At 70.3% G+C, this 22,515-nt stretch carries 25 protein-coding genes; 7 read left to right on the forward strand and 18 right to left on the reverse strand.

The features are described 5' to 3' along the window. Position 1 precedes the first annotated feature (1 nt). The 7 genes from EL493_RS16660 to EL493_RS16690 all read right to left on the reverse strand — a co-directional run bounded on the left by EL493_RS16660 (position 2) and on the right by EL493_RS16690 (position 4,774). Complete coding sequence (locus tag EL493_RS16660) at positions 2-472, reverse strand: Asp23/Gls24 family envelope stress response protein (RefSeq protein WP_019050520.1); 471 nt, start codon at positions 470-472, stop codon at positions 2-4. Between the two features lie 73 nt (positions 473-545). Beyond that, complete coding sequence (locus EL493_RS16665; protein WP_022565685.1) at positions 546-869, reverse strand: hypothetical protein; 324 nt, start codon at positions 867-869, stop codon at positions 546-548. Between the two features lie 2 nt (positions 870-871). Further along, positions 872-1,237: an Asp23/Gls24 family envelope stress response protein gene (locus EL493_RS16670; protein ID WP_019050522.1), complete on the reverse strand. Its 366-nt coding sequence runs from the start codon at positions 1,235-1,237 to the stop codon at positions 872-874. Beyond that, a complete protein-coding gene (locus tag EL493_RS16675; RefSeq protein ID WP_019050523.1) occupies positions 1,234-1,809 on the reverse strand; it encodes a hypothetical protein in 576 nt (191 codons plus the stop codon). Before EL493_RS16675 ends, EL493_RS16670 begins: the two co-directional genes overlap by 4 nt. Next, positions 1,800-2,366, reverse strand: a complete 567-nt coding sequence (locus tag EL493_RS16680) for an RNA polymerase sigma factor (protein WP_019050524.1) — start codon at positions 2,364-2,366, stop codon at positions 1,800-1,802. The genes EL493_RS16675 and EL493_RS16680 overlap by 10 nt, the downstream gene beginning before the upstream one ends. A gap of 128 nt (positions 2,367-2,494) precedes the next feature. After that, positions 2,495-3,373: a nitrilase-related carbon-nitrogen hydrolase gene (locus tag EL493_RS16685; protein ID WP_022565684.1), complete on the reverse strand. Its 879-nt coding sequence runs from the start codon at positions 3,371-3,373 to the stop codon at positions 2,495-2,497. Positions 3,374-3,460: 87 nt separating this feature from the next. Continuing rightward, positions 3,461-4,774, reverse strand: a complete 1,314-nt coding sequence (locus tag EL493_RS16690) for an APC family permease (RefSeq protein WP_022565683.1) — start codon at positions 4,772-4,774, stop codon at positions 3,461-3,463. Between the two features lie 160 nt (positions 4,775-4,934). On the opposite strand from EL493_RS16690, the gene EL493_RS16695 reads away from it, so the two are divergent. From EL493_RS16695 to EL493_RS16715, 5 genes are all read left to right on the forward strand, one after another. After that, the gene (locus tag EL493_RS16695) at positions 4,935-5,639 is read left to right on the forward strand and encodes a hypothetical protein (RefSeq protein ID WP_019050526.1); all 705 of its coding nucleotides are present in this window, start codon (positions 4,935-4,937) and stop codon (positions 5,637-5,639) included. A gap of 95 nt (positions 5,640-5,734) precedes the next feature. After that, positions 5,735-6,385 (forward strand): fasciclin domain-containing protein, encoded by a 651-nt coding sequence (locus tag EL493_RS16700; RefSeq protein WP_022565681.1) that lies wholly within the window; start codon positions 5,735-5,737, stop codon positions 6,383-6,385. Positions 6,386-6,507: 122 nt separating this feature from the next. Further along, complete coding sequence (gene sigK / locus EL493_RS16705) at positions 6,508-7,155, forward strand: ECF RNA polymerase sigma factor SigK (protein WP_019050528.1); 648 nt, start codon at positions 6,508-6,510, stop codon at positions 7,153-7,155. Next, on the forward strand, positions 7,152-7,883 hold the full coding sequence (locus EL493_RS16710) for an anti-sigma factor (protein WP_019050529.1): 732 nt from the start codon (positions 7,152-7,154) through the stop codon (positions 7,881-7,883). Before sigK ends, EL493_RS16710 begins: the two co-directional genes overlap by 4 nt. A gap of 45 nt (positions 7,884-7,928) precedes the next feature. Beyond that, on the forward strand, positions 7,929-9,461 hold the full coding sequence (locus tag EL493_RS16715; protein ID WP_019050530.1) for a molybdopterin-dependent oxidoreductase: 1,533 nt from the start codon (positions 7,929-7,931) through the stop codon (positions 9,459-9,461). A gap of 4 nt (positions 9,462-9,465) precedes the next feature. Here EL493_RS16715 and EL493_RS16720 read toward each other — a convergent pair whose 3' ends face one another. Beyond that, positions 9,466-9,915, reverse strand: a complete 450-nt coding sequence (locus EL493_RS16720; protein ID WP_019050531.1) for a hypothetical protein — start codon at positions 9,913-9,915, stop codon at positions 9,466-9,468. Between the two features lie 39 nt (positions 9,916-9,954). After that, on the reverse strand, positions 9,955-10,260 hold the full coding sequence (locus tag EL493_RS16725) for a MerR family transcriptional regulator (RefSeq protein ID WP_019050532.1): 306 nt from the start codon (positions 10,258-10,260) through the stop codon (positions 9,955-9,957). A 200-nt stretch (positions 10,261-10,460) separates the two neighbouring features. Between EL493_RS16725 and EL493_RS16730 the strand changes: the two genes are divergently transcribed. Next, complete coding sequence (locus EL493_RS16730) at positions 10,461-11,153, forward strand: PAS and ANTAR domain-containing protein (protein WP_019050533.1); 693 nt, start codon at positions 10,461-10,463, stop codon at positions 11,151-11,153. A gap of 337 nt (positions 11,154-11,490) precedes the next feature. After that, positions 11,491-13,323 (forward strand): acyl-CoA dehydrogenase, encoded by a 1,833-nt coding sequence (locus tag EL493_RS16735; RefSeq protein WP_019050534.1) that lies wholly within the window; start codon positions 11,491-11,493, stop codon positions 13,321-13,323. 127 nt (positions 13,324-13,450) lie between these two features. On the opposite strand, the gene EL493_RS16740 is transcribed toward EL493_RS16735, so the two are convergent. From EL493_RS16740 to EL493_RS16780, 9 genes are all read right to left on the reverse strand, one after another. Then, positions 13,451-14,422: a glycine betaine ABC transporter substrate-binding protein gene (locus EL493_RS16740; protein WP_019050535.1), complete on the reverse strand. Its 972-nt coding sequence runs from the start codon at positions 14,420-14,422 to the stop codon at positions 13,451-13,453. Continuing rightward, positions 14,419-15,156, reverse strand: coding sequence for an ABC transporter permease (locus EL493_RS16745; RefSeq protein ID WP_019050536.1), 738 nt, complete (start codon positions 15,154-15,156; stop codon positions 14,419-14,421). The genes EL493_RS16740 and EL493_RS16745 overlap by 4 nt, the downstream gene beginning before the upstream one ends. Continuing rightward, the gene (locus EL493_RS16750) at positions 15,153-16,430 is read right to left on the reverse strand and encodes an ABC transporter ATP-binding protein (protein WP_019050537.1); all 1,278 of its coding nucleotides are present in this window, start codon (positions 16,428-16,430) and stop codon (positions 15,153-15,155) included. Before EL493_RS16750 ends, EL493_RS16745 begins: the two co-directional genes overlap by 4 nt. Beyond that, positions 16,427-17,071 (reverse strand): ABC transporter permease, encoded by a 645-nt coding sequence (locus EL493_RS16755; RefSeq protein WP_019050538.1) that lies wholly within the window; start codon positions 17,069-17,071, stop codon positions 16,427-16,429. Before EL493_RS16755 ends, EL493_RS16750 begins: the two co-directional genes overlap by 4 nt. A gap of 140 nt (positions 17,072-17,211) precedes the next feature. After that, positions 17,212-18,147 (reverse strand): TauD/TfdA dioxygenase family protein, encoded by a 936-nt coding sequence (locus tag EL493_RS16760; protein WP_019050539.1) that lies wholly within the window; start codon positions 18,145-18,147, stop codon positions 17,212-17,214. Positions 18,148-18,247: 100 nt separating this feature from the next. Beyond that, a complete protein-coding gene (locus EL493_RS16765) occupies positions 18,248-19,279 on the reverse strand; it encodes an LLM class flavin-dependent oxidoreductase (protein ID WP_019050540.1) in 1,032 nt (343 codons plus the stop codon). Positions 19,280-19,424: 145 nt separating this feature from the next. Beyond that, positions 19,425-20,642, reverse strand: coding sequence for a lipase family protein (locus tag EL493_RS16770; protein WP_019050541.1), 1,218 nt, complete (start codon positions 20,640-20,642; stop codon positions 19,425-19,427). Positions 20,643-20,871: 229 nt separating this feature from the next. After that, positions 20,872-22,074 carry a lipid-transfer protein gene (locus EL493_RS16775; RefSeq protein ID WP_019050542.1) on the reverse strand — a complete coding sequence of 401 codons (1,203 nt, stop codon included), beginning with the start codon at positions 22,072-22,074 and terminating at the stop codon, positions 20,872-20,874. After that, complete coding sequence (locus tag EL493_RS16780) at positions 22,058-22,513, reverse strand: Zn-ribbon domain-containing OB-fold protein (RefSeq protein ID WP_198041073.1); 456 nt, start codon at positions 22,511-22,513, stop codon at positions 22,058-22,060. Before EL493_RS16780 ends, EL493_RS16775 begins: the two co-directional genes overlap by 17 nt. Positions 22,514-22,515: the final 2 nt, after the last annotated feature.

Consider the following 22,515-nt stretch of genomic DNA (forward strand, 5'->3'; position numbering starts at 1 on the left):
GTCACTGCACCCGGTCGCGGGTGGGCTGCGGCTCGTCGGTGTCGTCCTCGATGAACACGTCGTTGACGTTGATGTTCACCTCGACCACCTCGAGCCCGGTCATCTGCTCGATGGCCGTGATCACATTGCGGCGCACGGCGATCGCCAGTTCGGCGATGGCCACGCCGTATTCGACGACGAGCTCGAGATCGACCGCGGCCTGCTTCTCGCCGACCTCGACCGACACTCCCTGCCCGATGCTCGAGGACGCGCCCGGAATGCGGTCGCGCAGCGCGCCGATCGCGCGGGCGGTGCCGCCGCCGAGGTCGTGCACGCCGCGGACCTCGCGCGCGGCCAGTCCGGCGATCTTCTGGACGACGGTGTCGGCGATGGTGGTCGTGCCCTGGTCGGTCACCAGGGTGCTGGGCCGGTTGGCCCCGTCCCGGCCGGTCTTCTCCACTGCCTTGCTGTTCTCGGTGGTCGTGCCGGTCATGGTTCCTCCCGATTGTGTTGTGCTGCAGGGGTTGACGAACTGTCATAGGTAGGACACCGCGGTCCGCGGATCGTCACGGGCCCACGGTGTGATCTGGATCGCTGTCGAACGCGTCCACGTGCAGATCGACGACGTGCACGCGCAACCGCGCACCGTCCCACGGTGTCCCGGCCAGCGCGGGGCGCACCGCCGCGTCCAGCTTGTCGAGCAGGGGCGGCAGCGGCAGCGTGGTGGCGACCACCCGGATCTCCACCACCGACTCGCCGAAATCGACCGCGGCCCGCCCGGCGTTCCAGGGCAGCCAGCGGCTGTTGTGCAGACCCATCGGCACCGCGGGACGGGCGCCGTCCACGGCGTCGATCGCCGCGACGATCCGATCGGTCAGGTCCTCGTGCATGCTCACGGTCGTCCCGGTTCGATATCGAGTACGAAGACCTGCACCGAGTCGACTTCGGTGCCGGTGGATTCGGCGACGGCGCCGGCCACCGCCGCCTGGACGGCCCGGCCGACCTCGGCGACATGGCCCGACGCCGAGAGCGCCAGATCGATCTGGATGTCGAGCAGACCGCCCGCGCGTCGCACCCGGACCCCGGCCGAGGCGGCCGGTTCCTGGCCGATCCACAGCTGACGTCCGGAGCGTGCCAGGTGCCCGACCAGTCCGAGCACGCCCGGTTCGAGCCGGGCGACGCCGGGAACGAGCAGGGCGGCTCTGGCGGCCACGCTCGCGATCACCGCGTCCCCGACGACCAGTTCGGTGCCCGTCACCGCTCCTCCTCGAAGAGGTCGACGACGGTGATGTCGAGCCTGCCGAGGCGCACGCCGATGCGAGCGGTGGCGGCGGCGCGGGCCCGTTCCCGGACCGCGGCGACCAGCGTGTCGATGGCGTGCTCGTCGTGGCGCACGGCGATGGTCATCTCGACCGAGATCACCTGCTCGCCGTCGGCGCCCGGTTCGGTGCCGCGCACCCGGCAGCGGCGGGCGCGCACGCCGTCGACGGTGTCGGCCGCGAACCGCAGGATCACGGCCACCGCCTGCTCGCTGACCTGGATCGATCCGGGATGCGGGGTGTCGAGGGTGAGGGTGCGGCCGCGACGCACGTCGGCGCGGACGGCGGACATGATGCGGCCGAACAGGTCGGGTGGTGGGGGATCGGGTTCGTCGATCAGCTCGCGGGTGGCGTTGCGCAGGGTCAGCAGGCTCTCCCTGGCCGCGGCGCAGTGCGGGCAGTCCGGGTCGTGGTCGCCGGTGGCCGGGTCGTCGAGCCGTTCCCACACCTGTTCCAGGCCTTGTCCGCAGGGAAGCAGGTAGTCGTTGTCGGTGCTGGGGGTCACCGCCATGGCTTCATCACCTCTGCCAGTTGGGCGCGGGCGCGCGCGATCCGCCCGCGCACCGCTGTGCTGTTGGCGCCGACGATCTCGGCGATCTCGTCATAGGACCGGCCGTGCACCTCGCGCAGCAGCCAGCAGGCGCGCTGTTCGGGCGTCAGCTGTTGCAGCGCGTCGGTGAGCGCGGCCATCTGGCTGCTCACCTCGGTGGCGTGCTCGGGCCTGGTGTCGGCGCGTGGTGACGCCGTCGTGTCCGGGTCGACGTCGGCGGGGATCCGCCGGGCGCGCAGGACGTTGAGGCAGCGGTTGGTCGTCATCCGGTACAGCCAGCCGGCGAAGGCGGCGTCGTCCTGCAGATGCCCGATCGTGCGCCAGGCCTTGAGGAACACCTCCTGGGTGACGTCCTCGGCCTCGGCCCGATCCGCCAGCATCTTGGCGGCCAGCCGGAACATCGGTCCTTGATAGCGCAGCACCAGCTGCTCGTATGCCCGGACATCGCCGTCACGCGCCCGACCGGCCAGGGTCGCGTCGTCCAGCGCTGTCTCGGGTGCGGGCGACGTCGTGGTCACACCGGCACCTCCTCCGCTGCTCCTGTGATGGACACCGATGCGCAGGAATTCGTCACGCAAACTATCAGTGATGGTCGTCTCATCCGGTCGTCCGCGAGGCGCGGGTGTGTCGCGGTGGGCGGACGGGATCAGGCCAGGGCGCGATCGGTGCCGGGGAAGGCGGGGCGGCGGTCGGTGCCGGTGGCGACGATCAGGTCGGCGACGAGCAGGCCCTCCTCGTCGGGGCGCAGCGGCGTGGCGAGGTCGCGACCGTCCGGGCCCAGGATGCGGGCGACACCGCTGCCGCCGTGCAGGACCTCGGGGCGGCCCGCGTCGGCGGCCCGCCATCCGCGCACCGGCACCACCGCCGTCGGCGCGATCAGGTAGCTACGGGCGGCGCGGGCGTACCGGCGGCCTGCCGCGGTACTCAGCTCCGCAGCTTCGCTCTCGGTGTCCTGGCGGGCGAAGGTGAAGCCGGGCCAGGACGCCAGATGGATCTGCTCGCCTGCCTGGTGCATGGCATCGCAGACACCGGGCAGGAAATGGTCGGTGCCACCGAGGACACCGATCCGGCCGAGCGTGGTGTCGCGCACCAGCGGACGGCGGACCGCCGTGCCGAAGACGGTCCGTTCCAGCGCCGTGGGCAGGGCTTTGCGGGACACGGTGATGTCGCCCTGGTCGTCGATCAACGCCTGCGACATGAACACCTGCTGCCCGGCCCGCTCGGCGAACCCGAGGCCGACGTGGATGCCGCGGCGGCGCGCGGCGTAGCGGATCGCCCGCAGCTCCGGACCGTCGGCGGCCATCGCGTTGGCGCGGTACCTGGCCAGGATGTCGCCGTCCCACTGCACCGCGCGCAGCCACAGCCACCACGGGAAACCGGGAACGAACGTCTCGGGAAAGGCGACCAGCCGGGCGCCCTGCTCCGAGGCGGCCTCGATCAACGTGATGACCTGGTCGACGCCGGCCGACAGGTTCAGCCATCGGGGCTCGGCCTGCACCGCCGCCACTCGCACCCTGCTCGTCATCGTTCTCCTCGTTCCCAGCTGTGACACCTTGTACGAGGAAGACACCCGACATCCCCGGACCTCACGCGGCGAGGGCTGAGATGCCGATCACTCGGGTGCCTCGGCGGCCCGGCGGGCCCGGATCGCGTTGGCACCGGCGAGCACGAGACCCGCGGCGACGAGCAGCAGTCCGCGCGCCCACACCTCGCGGTCGATCCGGGTGAACAGGAACAGGCACGCGCCGAGGCCGAGGCAGGGCACCACGGCCGGGATCCGGAAGTGGCCGGGCTCGCCCTGCTCGCGGCGCAGGACCAGGACCGCGGCGTTGACGGCGGCGAACACGATCAGCAGCAACAGCACCAGGGTGGCGGCGAGCGAGTCGACTTCGGCGGTCAGCGCCAGGATCAGCGACAGGGCGGAGGTGGCGAGAACGGCCACCCACGGCGTCCGGCGCCGGGGCAGGATCCGGCGCAGGGCCGCGGGCAACAGTCCGTCGCCTGCCATGCCGTAGGCCAGCCGCGACGACATGATGCCGGTGAGCAGGGCGCCGTTGGCCACCGCCACCAGCGCGATCACGCTGAACAGACCGTCGGGCACGGTCCCCGCCGCGCGCACCACCTCGAGCAAGGGACCGCTCGAGGTGGCCAGCTGTTCGGTCGGGACACACGCGCTCGCGACGATGCCGATCAGCACGTACACCACGCCCGCGGTGAACAGCGCGCCGAACAGCGCCGTGGGATAGGACCTGCGGGGATTCTCGACCTCCTCGGCCAGGTTCACCGAGGTCTCGAAGCCGACGAACGAGTAGAACGCGAGCACGGTGCCCGCGAGGACCGCCCCGACCGGGCCGTGCTCGGCGGTGCCCACCTGGGTGAGCCGGTCCAGGTCGGCGTCGCCGCGCAGCATCACCCACGCGCCGAGGCCGATGATCAGCACGAGACCGCCCAGTTCCACCACGGTCGCGGCGACATTGGCACCGAGGGATTCCTTGATACCCCGGATGTTGAGCGCCGCCAGCGCGACCAGGAAGACCACGACGACGAGCACGGTCGGCACCGTCACCAGCGCCCGCAGATAGTCCCCGGCGAACGCGCGGGCCAGCGCCCCCACCGACACGATGCCCGCGGCGAGCATGCAGAAGCCGACGAACGACCCGGCCGCGGGACCGAACGCGGTGGTGACGTAGTGCGCCGAGCCGCCCGCGCGCGGGTACTTCGTGGCCATCTCCGCGTAGGAGCCCGCGGTGAGCGCGGCGAGGCCGAGCGCGGTCAGCAACGGCAGCCATACGGCACCGCCGGATTCCCGGGCGATATCGCCGACCAGGACATACATCCCCGCCCCGAGCACGTCGCCGAGGATGAAGAAGTACAGCAGCGGCGTGGTCACCGCCCGCCGTAGAGTTCCCGCCTCCGGGGCGGACACCGAGCCGATCATGATCGGTGCCCGGGTGGCGCGTCGCGCTGGTCGAGCCGATGTGACGTCACCGCAAGGACCTACCCGCCCTGCCGGCGTCGAATCACTCCGTGCCGCGCGCCGGGGCGGCGGCTGTTTGTTCCGCCGGGCGCCGGGCATGTCCCGGGATATGGAGAATTCAGGACTGCCACTGACCGATATTCCCGCCGCCGTCGTGCGTGGCGTGTTCGAGACCGGTGCGCGGGTCCGGCACGCGCGGGTGTTCCATCCGCGCGGGATCCGGCTGGCCGGCCGGTTCCATGCCGCCGCCGACTACGTCCCGTGGTTCGGGCCGGGGGAGCGCGCGGTGATCGCCCGCCTGTCGAAGGGTTTCGGCGCGCCCGCCGGGTTGCCCGATGTGCTCGGCCTCGCCTTCCGGGTGCTCGACCGGGACGATCATCCCTGGGATTTCGCCCTGGCGACCACCGGACGCGGCACGCTGGGCCGGATGGTCGTGACGCCGGCGCGCAGCTGGGCCACCGCCCGCTTCGGCTCGCTGCTGCCCTACCGTTTCGGGGACTCGGCGCCGACCTGGGTGCTGGCCGATCCGCTCGACACCGACGACATGCCCGGCACCGCGTCGCTGGCCGCGGTGGCCGACGCACTGGACGAGGACCGGGTGATCCGCTTCCGGCTCGTGGCCGACGCGGCGGGCGACGTCCACACCCTGGGCGAACTGGATCTGCGCCGGGCCGATCCGGGTGAGCACCGCACCGACTTCTTCGACCCGATGCTGAACCGGCCCGACGGCGTCGCGCTGCTCCCGGAAGCGGTGAGCCGCCTGCGCGAACTCGCGTACACGGGCAGCCGGCGCGGACGGCACGAGACCAGCTGACGCGGGGACCCATCCGGGCCGAGCGGCTGGCCGAACTCCGTTGCGTTCATCTCAGCGCGGCCCCGTGCCGCCCTCCCGGAAGCGACGGAAAACCCATGCGACCCTTGCGCACAACCCTCGTGGCGGCGGCCCTCCTCGGCTCGGTGCTCGGCGCCTCCGCCTGTTCCGACGACGAGTCGACCACCTCGGCCGCGACCTCGTCCGCCCCGATGACCTCGTCCGCCGCCCCCACCACGGGCACCGACGCCGCCGCGGGCCTCGTCGGCGCCGGCTGCGCCGAATACGCGGCCCAGGTGCCCAGCGGTGCCGGCTCGGTCAGCGGCATGGCCCAGGACCCGGTGGCGGTGGCCGCGTCCAACAACCCGATGCTCACCACCCTCACCGCGGCGGTGTCGGGTCAGCTCAATCCGCAGGTCAACCTCGTCGACACCCTCAACGGCGGGCAGTTCACCGTGTTCGCGCCGGTCGACTCCGCGTTCGCGAAGATCGACCCGGCCACGATCGACTCGCTGAAGACCGACTCGGCCACCCTGACCAAGATCCTCACCTACCACGTGGTGCCCGGCCAGACCGCGCCGAAGGACATCCCCGGCGAGCACAAGACGGTCGAGGGCGCCACCGTGACGGTCACCGGATCCGGTGACAACCTGAAGGTCAACGACGCCAAGGTGATCTGCGGCGGCGTGCGTACCGCGAACGCGACCGTGTACATGATCGACAGCGTGCTCATGCCGCCGGCGGCGTGATGTCGACGATGGTTGCGCCGCCGCGGGCCGTAGAGTCGCGGGAGAAAGTTCTCGGCGGCGCCCATCCGAACCGTGGGCCTGGCCGAAATCCCTCTCATGCCGATGCACGCAGGGACCACACGATGACGAACTCGCCGGGCGCCGCACCGATCCGCCTGCGCGCGGTCGCCGACCCGGCTCCGGCCTGCCCGGCCACCGCCGGGCCCGATCGCGCCGTCCAGGCCCGGCTGGTGACACTGCTGGGCGAGGTCGCGAACGGCGACCGGACGGCGTTCGCCGAGTTCTACCGCGCGACCAGCCCCCGGGTGTTCGGGCTGGCGCTGCGGGTGGTGCGCAACCACGGCGCCGCCGAGGACATCACCCAGGAGGTGTTCCTGCAGGCCTGGTCACTGGCCGGCGACTACGACCCGGACAAGGCCAGCCCGATCGGCTGGCTGATGATGCTGACCCACCGGCGCGCGGTCGACCGGGTGCGCGCCGAGCAGTCCGCGACGAGCCGCGACCTGGTGTTCGGGCACACCCATCTGGGCCGTGACCACGACAGCGTGGCCGAGGAGGTCACCCAGCGGCTCGACGAACAGTCGGTGCAGGACTGTCTCGACACGATGACCGACCTGCAACGCGAGGCGGTGGCGCTGGCGTACTACAGCGGGCGCACCTACGTCGAGGTCTCCGAGACCCTGGCGGTGCCGTTGCCGACGGTGAAGAGCCGGATCCGGGACGGCTTGAAACGACTCGAGAACTGTTTGACCGGAGGGAATTCCCGATGAGCGAGACAGATCGGCGAACCCCCTGGTCGTGGTTCGACGAGGCCTATCCCTACGCCATGGACGCGCTGGACCCCGCGGCACGGCGCGCGATCGACGAGCGGCTCGCCGCCGCGGGCCCCGACCTGTCGGCGGAGTTCCACACCGCGGTGCGCCGCATCCAGGAGACCCTGGCTGCGCTGACCGTGTCCGACGCGGTGCCGCCGCCGGCCCGGCTGGAGACCGCGTTGATGGCCGCGCTGGATCAGCTCGATCCCCAGGTGCGTCCGCTCGTCCGCCGCGACAGCACCGGCAAGTTGTGGCGGCTGCGCTGGTTGGCGGTCGCCGCGGCGGCGGTCGTCGCCGTCGGCGGTGTCGGGATCGCGGTGGTCCTGGATCGGGCGAACGAGAACCCGGGCGCGGTGACCGCTCAGCAGGTGGTCGACCAGCCCGACAGCCGGGAGGACTCCGTCGGGGTCACCGGAGGTGGCGCGATGACGGTGTACCAGTCGGCGTCGCTCGGCGCCGCGGCGGTGTCGATGCGGGATCTGCCCGCGTTGCCCGCGGATCGCGCGTACCAGCTGTGGGTGGTGCCCCAGGGCGGCACACCGCGATCGGTGGCCGTGATGGACGGCCGATCCACGGTCGTCACGCCGGTGGTCGCCGCCGACACCCTCGCGGTGACGGTCGAACCCGCGGGTGGTTCCCCCGGGCCGACCACCCCGGCGATCGTCAGCATGACTGTCGGCTGACCCGCCCCGCGGCGGGCCGGCACTCGATATCCCAGGAGTGACACCATGGCCCGCCGCATCCCCCGGCTGCCCGGCCGCACCACCGCCGTGCTCGCCATGACCGCCGCCGCGGCGACGGTCCTCGGCGCCGGACACCTCGTCGCCGCGTTCCTCGATCCCGACGCGTCCTCGTTCTACGTGCTCGGCGCCACCGTGGTCGACCACACACCGAAATGGTTGAAGGACAGCGCGATTCGCTGGTTCGGCACCAACGACAAACTGGCACTGGCGATCACGATGCTCGCGGTCATGGCGGTGGCGGCCGCGGTGCTCGGCCTGGTCGCGCGTCGCAGGCCGGCGCTCGGGGCGGGTGTGCTGGGCGCGCTCGGTGTCGTGGTGGCGGGTCTGGCGCTGCTGCGGCCTACCGCGGAGCTGTCCTTCGCCGTTCCGGCGCTGGTGGGGGCGGCGCTGGGTGTCGCGGTGGCCTGGTTGCTGTTCACGATTCCCGCCGCCGGCGGACCCGGGGCCGGGCTGTCCCGCCGCGGCTTCCTGCTGGCGGTGGCGGGTGTGGCGGCAGGCGCGGCGGCCGCGGGCGCCGCGGGGCGGGTCATCGGTGCCCGGCTGCGTGATATCGCCGCCGACCGTGCGGGTTTCGTGCTTCCGCGCGTCACGGCTCCCGCGTCACCGGTGCTGCCCGCCATGGACCTCGGCGTTCCGGGCCTGACCCGCCTGGTCACCCCGAACGCGGAGTTCTACCGCATCGACACGGCCTTGCAGTTGCCCGCGCTGACCCGTGCGCAGTGGCGCCTGCGGATCCACGGCATGGTGGCCCGGGACATCGAACTCGACTTCGACGCGCTCAGCTCGCGGCCCGCCGTCGAATCGCTGATCACGCTGACGTGCGTGTCGAACGAGGTCGGGGGCGGTCTCGCCGGGACGGCCACCTGGACCGGTTACCGCCTGGCGGACCTGCTGGCCGAGGCGGGCCCGGACCCCGACGCCGACATGATCCTGTCGCGCAGCGTCGACGGCTTCACCGCGGGCACCCCGCTCGACGCGGTCCTCGGTAACCCGGACGCCCTGCTGGCCGTCGCCATGAACGGCGAGGCGCTGCCCCAAGCCCACGGGTATCCGGTCCGGATGCTCGTGCCCGGCCTCTACGGGTACGTCTCGGCGACCAAATGGGTCGTCGACCTCGAACTCACCCGCTTCGACCGCGCCCGCGCGTATTGGACCGACCGCGGCTGGGCGCAGCGCGCGCCCATCAAGACCGCCTCGCGAATCGACGTTCCGGCCGCCTTCGCGACACTGGCGCCGGGACCGGTGACGGTGGCGGGTGTCGCGTGGGCGCAAGGCCGTGGCATCACCGCCGTCGAGATCCAGGTCGACGACGGACCCTGGCAGCAGGCCACGCTCGCCGCGGCCTACTCCCTCGACACCTGGCGGCAGTGGACCTGGACCTGGGACGCGCTGCCCGGCAGCCACACGCTGCGGGTGCGCGCCGTCGACGGCTCCGGGACGGTGCAGACCGACGCGCGGGTCAGCCCGTTTCCCGACGGCGCCACCGGCAGGCACAGCCGGGTGGTGACCGTGCGCTGACCGGCTAGCTCGGCGTGGCTTCGTGGCCGGGACGGCCGCGCGTGCGGCGGGCTTCCTTCATCTCGGCCTCGTACAGGTGGGTGCGGCCGCCGACGAGTTCGTCCCTGATCTCGCGTTCGGCGCGGCGGAAGTCGGCGTAGTAGCCCTCGTCGTACTCCTCCACGAGCTGGAAGGTCCAGCGGCCGGGGACGACATTGCGGCCGACCATCTCGGTCTCCAGCCGATCCGCCACGGCGTGATGGCCGGCGTCGCGCAGCAGTTGCACGGCTTCGCCCAGCGCCAGATCGGCTCCGCCGGTGAGCTGGTGGAAGTCGAAGAGGGCGCCGCGGGCGCGTTCGGTCGTCTCCAGGGCCTCGGACAGCTTGCCCACGGCCTCGACGGTCGCGTCGTCGACCCCGTCGGGCCGCCGATGCCGTTCGGCGGGGCGGTCGGGTACGGGCCGGTTCGCAGTCACAGTGTCGAGGCTAGCGCGGACCCGCCTGTGGCAGGCCCGCTATTTCCGCCTGTCACGAAGCTGGTCGCGTTCGGCGCGCAGCCGGGCGACGGTGTCTTCGAGCTCGAGGATGCGCGCGACCGCCGCGAGGTTGACGCCTTCCTCGGTGAGGGTGGTGATCCGGCGCAGACGGGTCAGGTCGTCGCCGCTGTAGCGGCGGGTACCCCCCGCGCTGCGGGCGGGCGTGAGCAGCCCGTGCTGTTCGTACAGGCGCAGAGTCTGGACTCCGATGCCCGCCAGTTCGGCGGCCACGGAGATCGCGTACACCGCCTGCGCTGCCGGCACCGCGTCGTGCGGGGAGACCATATGCGTCCTCACCTCGGTTGCTCTGGATCCGTCTCAGATTACCTGCCGTCCGTACTTGCACTCATCTGGGTTGAGTGCTAAATAATATCTGCTTCACAGGGCATAGGTTATCTGGCAGGCATCCTATCGAGATCGGAGTGAGCCCTACGAACCGGCGTCCACTGCCGCTCCGAATACCTCGTAGGCGAAAGGATGGGGTCGTGACGGAATCGGAGGCCGTGGGCGGCGACGACGAGCGGTTCGCGCGCGCGTACCGGCCCGCCCAGGTCGGGCGTTTCACGTTCTGGTTCACCACCGGCCGCTGGGAATGGTCGCCGGAGGTGTACCGGATGCACGGCTACGCCCCCGGCGAGGTCGAGCCGACCACCGAGTTGCTGCTCTCGCACAAGCATCCCGACGACCGCGACGTGGTGGCCGGGCTGATCCACCGCACCATCACCGAGGGTGCGCCCTTCTCCAGCAGGCATCGGTTCCTCGACACCGCCGGCCGGGTGCACACGGTGATGGTGGTCGCCGATCGCCTCCTCAACGACTACGGCGAGCCGGTCGCCACCACCGGCTACTACCTGGATCTCACCGGCACCGTCGACGCCGCGGCCGCCACCGCCGCGGGGGAGGCCGTCGACGAGGCCTTCGCCGGTGTCGTCGCCGCGCGCGCCGTCACCGAGCAGGCGAAGGGCGTGCTGATGCGCATGTACGGCATCGACGCCGAGCAGGCGTTCAAAGTGCTGGTGTGGCGGTCGCAGGAAGCCAACATCAAATTGCGCGACGTCGCCGCCCAGGTGATCGCGGACCTGAAACTGGTCCCGCCGCCGCCACCGGAGACCATCACTGCTTTCGATCACCTGCTGTTGACCAATCATGAGCGGATCAACCGGCAGCGCGATACGTGATCGGCACGGCGGAATACCGATATCGGGAATTCCTCGTTCCGTGCGCCGGAGCGGTCGCTGACGTCGAATGACGGACATTGCGGCATGGTTGCCGCGCGACCCTGATCCCGCGTGGCACCGACTCCGGATTCCTTGCGATCCAACAAATCTGGGCGGCCGTCCAAGGCAAATCAATGGTCAGCTGACCAAAATTATGTGATCGGGATCACAGAGCCCCTTTTGCTGGGTTCCTACGGTTTCGTTGCCGTAGGTTTTCCGGGTTACGGTTGCGTAGATACCGGCGGGCCGTGCACCGTTTCCTCCGTAATTCGTCATCTGCTCGGATACGGAGGCGGCAATGGGTCACTACATCGCGAATGTGCGCGATATCGAATTCAACTTGTTCGAAGTCCTGGGAGTGGATTCCGTCCTGAATTCCCGCGCATTCGGCGACCTGGACGCCGAGACGGCGCGGGTGATGCTGAGCGAGGCCGCCGCCCTGGCCGAAGGCCCGCTGGCCGAGTCGTTCGCCGCCGCCGACCGCAACCCGCCGGCCTTCCTGCCCGGCGAACACCGCATCGAGGTGCCCGAGGCGCTGGCGGCGACCGTGCGGGTGGCCAAGGACGCGCAGTGGTGGCGGCTGGGACTGGCCGAAGGCGCGGGCGGCCACACCGCGCCCGCCCCGCTCACCTGGGCGATCAACGAGATCCTGCACTGTGCCGACCCGTCGGCGGCCTTCTACTACAGCCTGGGCCCGGCCATGGCGAACGTGCTCTACGCGGTGGGCACCGAACAGCAGAAGCGCTGGGCCGCAGGCGGAATCGACCGGGGCTGGTCGGCGACGATGGTGCTGACCGAACCGGACGCCGGCTCCGACGTGGGCGCCGGACGCACCAGGGCGATCGAGCAGCCCGACGGCACCTGGCACATCGAGGGCGTCAAGCGGTTCATCTCCGGCGGCGACGTCGGCGACACGGCCGAGAACATCTTCCACCTCGTGCTGGCCCGCCCCGAGGGAGCCGGCCCCGGCACCAAGGGCCTGAGCCTGTTCTATGTCCCGAACCACCTGTTCGATCCCGACACCCTCGAACTGCGCGCCCGCAACGGTGTCTTCGTGACCGGCGTCGAACACAAGATGGGCTTGAAATCCTCGCCGACCTGCGAGGTCACCTTCGGTGGCCACGGCATCCCGGCGGTGGGCTACCTGGTGGGTGACGTGCACGACGGCATCGCGCAGATGTTCAAGGTGATCGAGAACGCGCGCATGACCGTCGGCGTGAAATCGGCGGGCACCCTGTCCACCGGCTACCTCAACGCGCTGGCCTACGCCAAACAGCGGGTGCAGGGCGCCGACATGACCGAAATGCAGGACAAGTCCGCACCGCGGGTGCCGATCATCGCCCACCCCGATGTGCGGCGCAGCCTGATGCGGCAGAAGGCCTACGCCGAGGGCTTGCGCGCCGTCTATCTCTACACGGCGGCACACCAGGACGAGATCGTCGCGCAGACGGTGTCCGGCGCGGGCCCGGAGCTGGCGCACCAGGTCCAGGATCTGCTGCTGCCGGTCGTGAAAGGGGTGGGCTCCGAACGGGCCTACGAATTGCTGACCGAATCGCTGCAGACGCTGGGCGGCTCGGGTTTCCTCCAGGACTATCCGATCGAGCAGTACATCCGCGACGCCAAGATCGACTCGCTGTACGAGGGCACCACCGCCATCCAATCCCTGGACTTCTTCTTCCGCAAGATCATTCGCGGACAGGGTGTGGCGCTGGCCCATCTGGCCGACCGGATCACGATCACCATCGACGGCGGGTGCGAGGCGGTGAAGTCGGATCTCGAGTCGCTGGCCACCGCACTGGCCGATGTCCAGGGCATGGCGGCATCGCTGACCGGCTACCTGATGGCGGCACGGAACGATCCGCGGGAGCTGTACAAGGTGGGCCTCGGTTCGGTGCGCTTCCTGCTGGCCGTGGGCGATCTGCTGATCGGCTGGCGGCTACTGGCGCAGGCCGTCGTCGCCGACGCGGCGCTGGCCGCCGGTGCCGCCGGGCGCGACGCGGCGTTCTATCGCGGCAAACTCGCCGTGGCCGGATTCTTCGCCCGCACGGTGCTGCCGCAGCTGAGCGCCACCCGCGCTGTACTCCAGAATCTCGACGCCGACATCATGGATCTCGACGAATCCGCCTTCTGACCGGGATAGATGTCCTGGCCGCGCGCGCCCTGCCGCGCGACTACGGCGTGCTCGCCGGCACGGGCTCACCACTGTCGGAGCTGTGCGCCGGCGACGAGGCGTCGGCACTCGGCAGCCGGAGCGGCGGCTACTCGATCAAGCCCTCGCCCTTCAACCAGTCGTAGGCCACATCCGCCGGATCCTCGCCGTCGATGTCCACGCGCCCGTTGAGTTCCTGCATCAGGTCGTCGGTGAGGCGTTCGGAGATGGTGCCGAGCAGGGCGCGCAGTTCGGGATGGTTCTCGATGACCACGCCGCGCACGACGGCGGCGCCGCTGTAGGGCAGGAAGAACTTCTGGTCGTCGTCGAGCACGGTCAGGTTCAGGTTCTTCACCCGGCCGTCGGTGGTGTAGACCATGCCGAAGTGGCACGGTGCGCTGTCGGCGGTCGCGGTGTAGACGACACCGGCGTCCATCCGGGTGACATTGCCCGCGGGCACCCCGTTCGGATCGTTGTAGGGGATACCGTATTTCTGCAGCATCGGCAGGAATCCGTCGGAGCGGCTGAAGAATTCGTCATCGACGCAGAAGGTCCGCTCCGGCACCGGCAGGGCGGCGACGTCCGACAGCGAGGTCACGCCCAGCCGTTGCGCGGTCGGGCCCGCGGCGGCGAAGGCGTAGGTGTCGTTGAAGTTGGCCGGCGGCAACCACTCCAGGTCGTGGTCGCGCTTCTCGATGTCGTGCACGCGCTGCCACAGTTCCTGCGGGTCGGTGATCGTCTCGGTCTGGTTGTGATAGTTCACCCAGCCGGTGCCGGTGTACTCCCACAGCACGTCCGCGTCCCCGTTGAGCTGGGCCTGCCGTGAGGAGGCCGAGCCGGGTGCCCCGGTCAGGTCGGTCACCGACGCGCCCGCCGCGGCCAGGTAGGTGGCGGTGATCTTGCCCAGCAGCACGCCCTCGGTGAAGCTCTTGGACGTCACGACCAGCGTGGCGCCGTCGAGCGGACGGTCACCGCCGGGCAGGGTCGCGTCGTGGAAGGTCCCCGACGAACTCACCAGCCCGCACCCGGCGACCAGCGCGGCGAGCAGGGCCAGCAGGGGGATCGACCGGGTCCGGCTCATGAGACACCTCGGGGGGTCGCGGCCAGTTCGACGAGCCGGCCGAGCCAATCGATGATCAACGCCAGCAGCCCGACCAGAATGGCGCCGGACACGAGCAGCTTGGGCAGGAACAGCGTGACCCCGGTGGTGATCAGGGTGCCCAGGCTGGTCGCGCCGATGAAGGTGCTCAGCGTCGCGGTGCCGACCAGGATGACCAGCGCCGTGCGGACGCCGTTGAGGATCACCGGCACCGCCAGCGGCAACTCCACCTGCACGAGCGTGCGCGCCGCCGAGAAACCGATGCCGCGGGCCGCCTCGATCGTGCGCTGATCCACCTGGCGCAACCCGATGATGGTGTTCTGCAGGATCGGCAGGATCGCGTACACGACCAGGCCCACGACGGCCGTCCGGAATCCGGTGCCCAGCCAGAACGTGAACAGCACGAGCAGACCCACCGCGGGCGCGGCCTGCCCGATATTGGCGATGTTGACCGCGATCGGCTCGAACCGTTTCAGCGCGGGCCGGGTCAGCGCGATGCCGAGCGGAATCGCCACCAGCACCACGATCGCGGTGGCGACCACGGTCAGCCGGATGTGCTCGAGAATGGTGGTCCGCAGGTTGTCCCAGCCGAGCGAGGCCTGCTCGGTCGCGGTGAACGTGGTCGACCGATACCAGAGGACATAGCCCACCCCGATCACCACGATGATGATCGGTTCGAACCATACGTCGATGGGCGCGCGCCGCAGCCGGTTCATGACGGATCGGCCGTCGCGGGCCCCTCGGCGGCCACCACCGGGGTCGGCGTGGGGTCGGAGCCGTCGACGTAGGTCTCGTAGGACGGTTCGGCGTCGGCGGCGTGCCCCTCGGCCAGCTTGGTCTGGATCACGTCGGTCACCGACCCGATGCTCAGCGACCCGACGACCGCACCGCGACCGTCGGTGACCAGGGTGGCGCCCTGGCTGGCGGCCAGCATGGCGTCGAGAGCGTCGTTGAGCGTGGAGGATTGCGCGACCACGGGCAGCCTGCGGTCCAGGTAGTCGGAGACCTCCGGTTTGCTCGCCACCTCGGTCAGCGACGGCCACGAACGCGGGCGCCCGGCCTCGTCGACGACCACCACCCAGGTGTGCCCGGCGGCCTTCGCCCGGCCGATCACCGTCTGCGCGGACTCCCCGATCCGCGCGGTGGTGACCGGGTCGACCTCCACATCGCGCACCCGCGAGACCGTGAGATAGGCCAGTTTCGCCCCGGATCCGACGAATTCCTCCACGAACGGCGTCGCCGGGTCGGTGAGGATCTCCTCCGGCCGCGCGTACTGCTCGATGTGCCCGCCCTCGGACAGGATCAGCACCTTGTCGCCGAGCTTGGTGGCCTCCTCGAAGTCGTGGGTGACGATCACGATGGTCTTGCCGAGTTCGTGCTGGATCGCGATCAGGCTGTCCTGCAGGCGAACCCGGGTGATCGGGTCCACCGCGCCGAACGGCTCGTCCATCAGCAGCACCGGCGGGTCGGCGGCCAGCGCCCTGGCCACGCCGACGCGCTGCTGCTGGCCGCCGGACATGTCCTTGGGCAGCCGGTCGGCGAAGGTGGCCGGGTCCAGCCCCACCAGGTCGAGCAGATACTCGGTGCGCTCGGCGATGCGCCGCTTGTCCCAGCCGAGTACCCGCGGAATCGCGCCGATGTTCTTGGCGACCGTCCAGTGCGGGAACAGCCCACCCGACTGGATGACGTAGCCGATCGACTGGCGCAGCTTGTCCGGGTCCTCCCGGGTGACGTCGCGGCCGCCGATGAAGATCCGGCCCTCGGTCGGCTCGATCAGCCGGTTGATCATCTTGAGCGTGGTGGTCTTGCCGCAGCCCGACGGGCCGACGAACGCGACGATGTCACCGGCCTCGATCTCGAGGTCGAGCCGCCGCACGGCGGGCTCGTCCTGGCCCTTGTACCGCTTGACGACACCGTCGAGCGTGATGGACGCGCCGGTCACGGTGCGCTCCGGCGCGTCGGGCGCCGGCTGGCTGGTCACCTCGGTCATGTCAGTCCTTTGGCGATGGTGAGACGTCCGAGCAGGACGAGGAGGGCGTCGAACACCAACGCGATGACGACGATGAGAATGGTGCCGGTGAGCGCCATTTCGAGTGCGTTGGCTCCGCCGAGGCGGGACAGGCCGTTGAAGATGAGCGAGCCGAGGCCGGGGCCGAGGACATAGGCCACGATGGCCGCGACGCCGACGATCATCTGGGTCGAGACCCGGATGCCGGTGAGGATCACCGGCCACGCGATCGGGAATTCGACGGTCAGCAGGATCCGCCACCGCGACAGGCCGATTCCGCGCGCCGACTCGACCACCGAGGCCGGCACCGAGCGCAGTCCGACGATGGCGTTGCCGATCACCGGCAGGGCGGCGAAGAACGCCAGCATGATGAACGAGGGCACCACGCCGAGCCCGAACGGCACCAGCAGCAGCGCCAGCAGCGCCAGCGAGGGAATCGTCAGCGCGACCCGGCTCGAGGTGAGCGTGAGCGCCGAGGCCAGCGGCAGCCGATAGACCGCCACCGCGACGAGCACGGCGACGACCGTGCCGACCAGCACGGTCTGAAAGGCCAGCGACGCATGCTGATACGTCAGGAACGCCAGCGTCTCGCCCCGCCCCTGGACATAGCTCCACAAGTTCACGGGAATCCCATCGTCGGGCCGGACCTGGCCGGACCTGTCAGCGCGTGATCACCGGTCGTACGTGTCGCCGAAGGGTAATCGATGCGGCGCGTCCGGCCGGGGACCCGCGGCGTCGCAGGCGTTGCGGTGGTGGTCACGGCCTAGGCCGCGCGCGTCAGCGGAGCGCTCGCGTACGGCGTGGCGTCGCCGGCGATCACCGTGCTGGTCGAGCCGTCGACCCCGACGGGGACAGCGCCCGCCAGCGTGATGCGGGTGAGCCTGCGGTGTTCGGCGCCGTCGTAGTCGTCGACGGCGTAGTGCTGGGTCGCGCGGTTGTCCCAGATGGCGACGTCGCCGAGCGACCAGTTCCAGCGTGTGGTGTGTTCGAGCCGGGTCACCCGGTCCTGGAAGATCCGGAACAGCGCCTGCGATTCGGCACTGGACAGCCCGACGATCTCCTTCACGAAGCAGCCGAGCAGCAGCGCGCGCTCGCCGGTCTCGGGATGGACCTCCACGACGGGATGCTCGGTCTCGAAGTAGGTGGACTCGAATTCGCGGCGGTAGGCGCGGTCGTTGTCGTCCGGGCGGTCCTCGATGTCGGCGGCGTAGTCGTAGCGATTGCTGTGTCGCGCGCGCAGGGTCTCGGCCAGTCGCCGCAACGGTTCGGGCAGTGCGTCGTAGGCGGCGACGGTGGAGGCCCAGGTGGTGGAACCGCCGTAGCTGGGCAGCGCCACCGCGCGCAGGATCGAGGCGCTGGGGACCCGGTCGACGAAGGTGACGTCGGTGTGCCAGACATTCGAGCGGGTCTGGTGCGAGTCGATGGCCAGGGTCTTGGCGCCGGCCGAGGTGACGGTGGGGTGCGGGGTGGTCGGGGTGCCGAGCAGCCGCGCGAACTCGTACTGCCCGTCCTCGGTGAGGTGGTGCTGGCCCCGGAAGAAGATCACCTTGTGCTCGTGCAGCGCGGCCCGGATCGTGGCCACGGTGTGCGCGTCCAGCTCGCCGCCGAGGCGCACCCCGTCGACGCGCGCGCCGATGTGCGCTCCCAGCTGGACCACGCGCGCACCGCCGGTGGGGACGGCTGCGTCATCGACGGACATACGGTGGCCTTTCGTTCGGAGCGGGACGATCTCGTTTCCCCACGAAACCATCCGCCCGCCGCGCCGACCAGAATTGAACTCACCGCGAGCGCAACCGGCCTCACCCGGTGGGCGCCGGTTTCCAGCCCAGCTCGGGTGCGATCAGTTCCACCGTGTCGTGCAGGATCTGCTCGTAATCCGCGCGGTGGAACTCGTACGGGAGTTCCAGGCGGAGTTCGCCGGTCCGGGCCAGCACCGGGTCCGCCCGCAGCCGGTCCAGGATCTCCTCGGCGGTGCCGACGACATCCGGGGCGTAGAGAATCCGGCGCTCGCCCTGGGGGACGAGAGTGCGGGCGTGGCGGCTCGCGGCATAGGACCGGTAGCGTTCGCGGGTCGTGCGGTCGGCGCTGTCGAACGGGACGATCACCCGGCCGACCGCGAGGCGCGCGGGCCGCGCCGGATCGATCCGCGCGCGGTAGTCGTCGATCAGGCTCAGCTGGGCGGTGGCGAAGTCGTCGCTGCGGTCACCGAAGACGATATTGCCGGTGAGCAGGTTCAGCCCGGCCTCCGCGGCCCAGTGCACCGACCTGGGGCTGCCGCCGCCGTACCAGACGCGGTCGGCCAGGCCCGGGCTGTGCGGCTGGAGGCGGGGGCGCTGGGTGTTGCCGGGCGAGTGGATGACGGTGTCGGCCTCGCCCAGATACCCGCCGCGCAGATTCTCGAGCAGCCGGGAGACCCGGCCGTAGGACAGGTCGAAGGTGCGCCAGTCGCCGTCGAAGACAAGATCGCCGATCAGGTCGGCGTGCGGCGGGGTGCCCGCGCTGAATCCCGGTTGCAGGCGGCCGCGCGAGAGCACGTCGGCCAGCGAGAGGTCCTCGGCCAGCCGGAACGGGCTCTCGTAGCCGATCGGGATCACCGCGGCGCCCAGCTCCACCCGGCTCGTGCGCTGGGCGGCCGCGGCCAGGAAGACCGCCGCCGAACCCACCCCGTGTTCGAGGTGGCGCTGCCGGACCCACGCGCCGTCGAAGCCGAGCCGTTCCCCGTACTCGAACAGTTGCAGGGTGTCCTCGAGGCCGGTGTAGGGATCGTCGTCGAGGTAGTTGCCCGGGGTGAGGAAGGCCAGCGAGCTGATTCGCGGCGCGTCGGCGCTCATGCCCGGCGCTCGTACGGGATCTGCTCGCCGGCGATCTGTATCTGCGTAGTCATGTCGTCGATGACATCGGAGACGTTTCGGCCTGGCCAGGGTTGCGTTCAGCCCGAAGGTAATTCGAGATTCGGCGGCTGTCGGAGCCGACGAACTACAAGGTCGGCACCGTGCGCGTCGAGCAACCTTGCGGCGCGGGCTGCCCCGACAGACGCTCATCGATCCAGCGCAGAACCGCGGACGTCGCGGTGATCGCGAGGCTGACGTGCTCGCTCAACTGGTCCCGCGTGTAGGTGATCGGCGCACCCTCCGCGCACCACTGCGCCACCGCCTGGTCGGGCCCGGCGATCGTGACGATCTCGTCGTGCACGGCGTTGTAGAGGAACAGCGGCACAGTCGAAGTCACGGGGTTGAAGTTCAGCGCGTCGAACGACGGCCGCACCTCTTCGAGCAGTTGCGAAAAGGGGATCGTCAGGTAATCGTCCATGTGTAGGAACGCATGCTGAGCGACGTTCTGTGTCACGCATTTGCTGTCGCCCGCGGCCATCAGCGCGTGTCCGGCAGGTGTCAGATATTTGTCGAATGCCGCCGCCAGCACCGGATCGGAGCGCAGCATGCCAGGTAGCAGCGACGGCAGGAAGCCGGAGAAGGGGCCGCCGTCAAGCGTGGCCGCGTAGGGTCCGATGGGAACGGTCCAACCACCCATGGCGATACCGACCAGCCGCAGTTCGGGGGCGTAGGTCGGTTGCATCTGCGCGACCCAGCTGGTCCCGAAGGACCCACCGGAGTAGCCCATCGCCGCGACTGGAGTATCGGTACCCGACAGTCCGAGCGGCGTGAAGTCCTGGGCGGCGCGCATGCCGTCGAGCACGGCATAACCCGGCTGCCGCGGCGTGAACAGCGTTCCCTTCGGCCCTTCCCAATCGGGTACCGAAATGGCATGACCGGACGACAGCATCTGCTCGATCTGAATGAGATCCAGCGAGGAATCGTACTTGTCCGGCGCGCCCTGCCGGAGCACGAACGAGGGTGCGCACTGCGGGGCCGAGGCGTCGGTGGCAGGCTGATAACTGATCAAACCCTTGACCTGTCCGGTTCGTGGGCGCAGCACCGTCGTCACGGTAGCCATGGGCATGCCGCCGGTATCGGTTGTGCGATACAGCAACTGCCATGCGTCGGCGTCCTGTGTCTGCGGCGTCAGCGAGGCCACCTCGACTGGGCGCGAGTTCAGAATTGTGCCCGGTGCCTGCGAATCCCAGCCCAGGGGCGGGGTGTAGAACGGGTCGTGCTGCGGGGTGGGCAGCGGCTCCGCATGGCCGACCGCCATGCTGGTGCCGGTCAAGCACAACACGGCGGCCAAGGCGATCAGCACTGAGCGCAGTCGACCGTGTTCGATCGTCGAACACGCTGCATCCCAATCTGATACGAGACTACCTGCCATTCGGACTTCCCTCCCAGTGGCGGCCATCCGCGAATGCTCGGACGGGACTCTGGATCGACCTACGCCGCGGCCGTTGACGACGTGGTACTCCGGCCCGGTGCGGGGCGCACGCGGGCGTGATGGCCACCGGGACCCGGTCCCGGCGGCCATCGTGTCCGGATCAGCGGGTGGCGATGATGGCCGAACCGTGGCCGAACAGGCCCTGGTTCACCGCGATGCCCGCGCTCGCGTTCTCGACCTGACGGCCGTCGGCCTCCCCGCGCAACTGCCAGGTCAGCTCGCAGACCTGGGCGATCGCCTGCGCCGGGATCGCCTCACCGAAACAGGCCAGCCCACCGCTGGGGTTCACCGGCACGCTGCCACCCAGGGTGGTCGCGCCGCTGCGCAACAGCTTCTCCGCGCCGCCCACCTCGCACAGCCCGATGTCCTCGTACCAGTCCAGCTCGAGCGCGGTCGACAGGTCGTAGACCTCGGCGAAGGACATCTCCGACGGACCGAGCCCGGCTTCCTCGTAGGCGGCGTGCGCCACGGCGGAACGGAACTCGCGCGCCGGTGCCGGGACGGCCACGGCGGAGTCGGTCGCGAAATCCGGCAGGTCGAGCACCGTTTTCGGGAAGGTCGGCGTCACCGTCGACAGCGCCCGGATGCGGACCGGATCGGCGATGCCGTGCTTGCGCGCGTACTCCATCGAGGTCAGCACCACGGCGGCGCCGCCGTCGCTGGTGGCGCAGATGTCGAGCAGCCGCAGCGGGTCCGACACGATCGCCGACGCGGCGACCTCCTCGGCCGCCACCTCCTTGCGATAGCGCGCATACGGGTTGTTCAGGCCGTGCCGGGAGTTCTTCACCTTGACCGCGGCGAAGTCGTCGAGCGTGGCACCGTGCAACGCCATCCGCCTGCGGGCGTACAGCGCGAAGTAGATCGGGTTGGTCGCGCCGAGCAGGTGGAAGCGCAGCCAGTCCGGGTCGTCGCGGCGTTCGCCACCGACCGGCTGGAAGAAGCCCTTCGGGGTGGTGTCCGCGCCGACCACCAGCGCCACGTCGCACAGTCCGGCCAGGATCTGGGCGCGCGCGTTGGCGATGGCCTGGGCGCCCGAGGCACAGGCGGCGTAGCTGCTCGAGATCCGCGCGCCGGTCCAGCCGAGCGCCTGGGCGAAGGTGGCGCCCGTGACGAAACCGGGGTAGCCGTTGCGGATGGTGTCGGCGCCGGCGATGTAGCCGACGTCGCGGTGGTCGATCCCGGCGTCGGCCAGCGCCGCGCGGGCCGCGACCAGCCCGTATTCGACGAAGTTGCGGCCCCACTTGCCCCACGGGTGCATGCCCGCGCCGAGGACGGCGATATCGCGATTACTGCTCTCGGTCATCGACCGGCCTCCACATCCACACGGTGTGCTCGGTGTCCTCGTCCTCGTACAGCACGCCGAGGGTCAGCTCGACCGGCATGCCGACCGCGAGGTCGTCCACCGTCAGCCCCCGGACCACCTGGCCCAGAACCACCATCTGCTCCACCTCGAGTTCCACGGCCGCGACGATGTACGGCACGAACGGCTCGGGCGAGACGTAGGGCGGTGGCGGTTTGTACCTGGCATCGGCGTACGACCAGATCCGGCCGCGGGTGGAGAACAGGTATTCGGCGAGTTCGGAGCCGTCCTTGGGGCCGGTGCACTGCGGGTTCCGGCAGGCCAGGGTGTTCCGGGGGAAGTACGGCGTGCCGCAGGCAGTACAGCGACTTCCCTTCAGACGCACCGCGCCGTCGTCCGCGGTGAACCAGTCGTCCACGGCAGGGCGTTGTTCTTTCTGCACCT

Source organism: Nocardia asteroides (genome assembly GCF_900637185.1).
Taxonomy (GTDB): Bacteria; Actinomycetota; Actinomycetes; order Mycobacteriales; family Mycobacteriaceae; genus Nocardia; species Nocardia asteroides.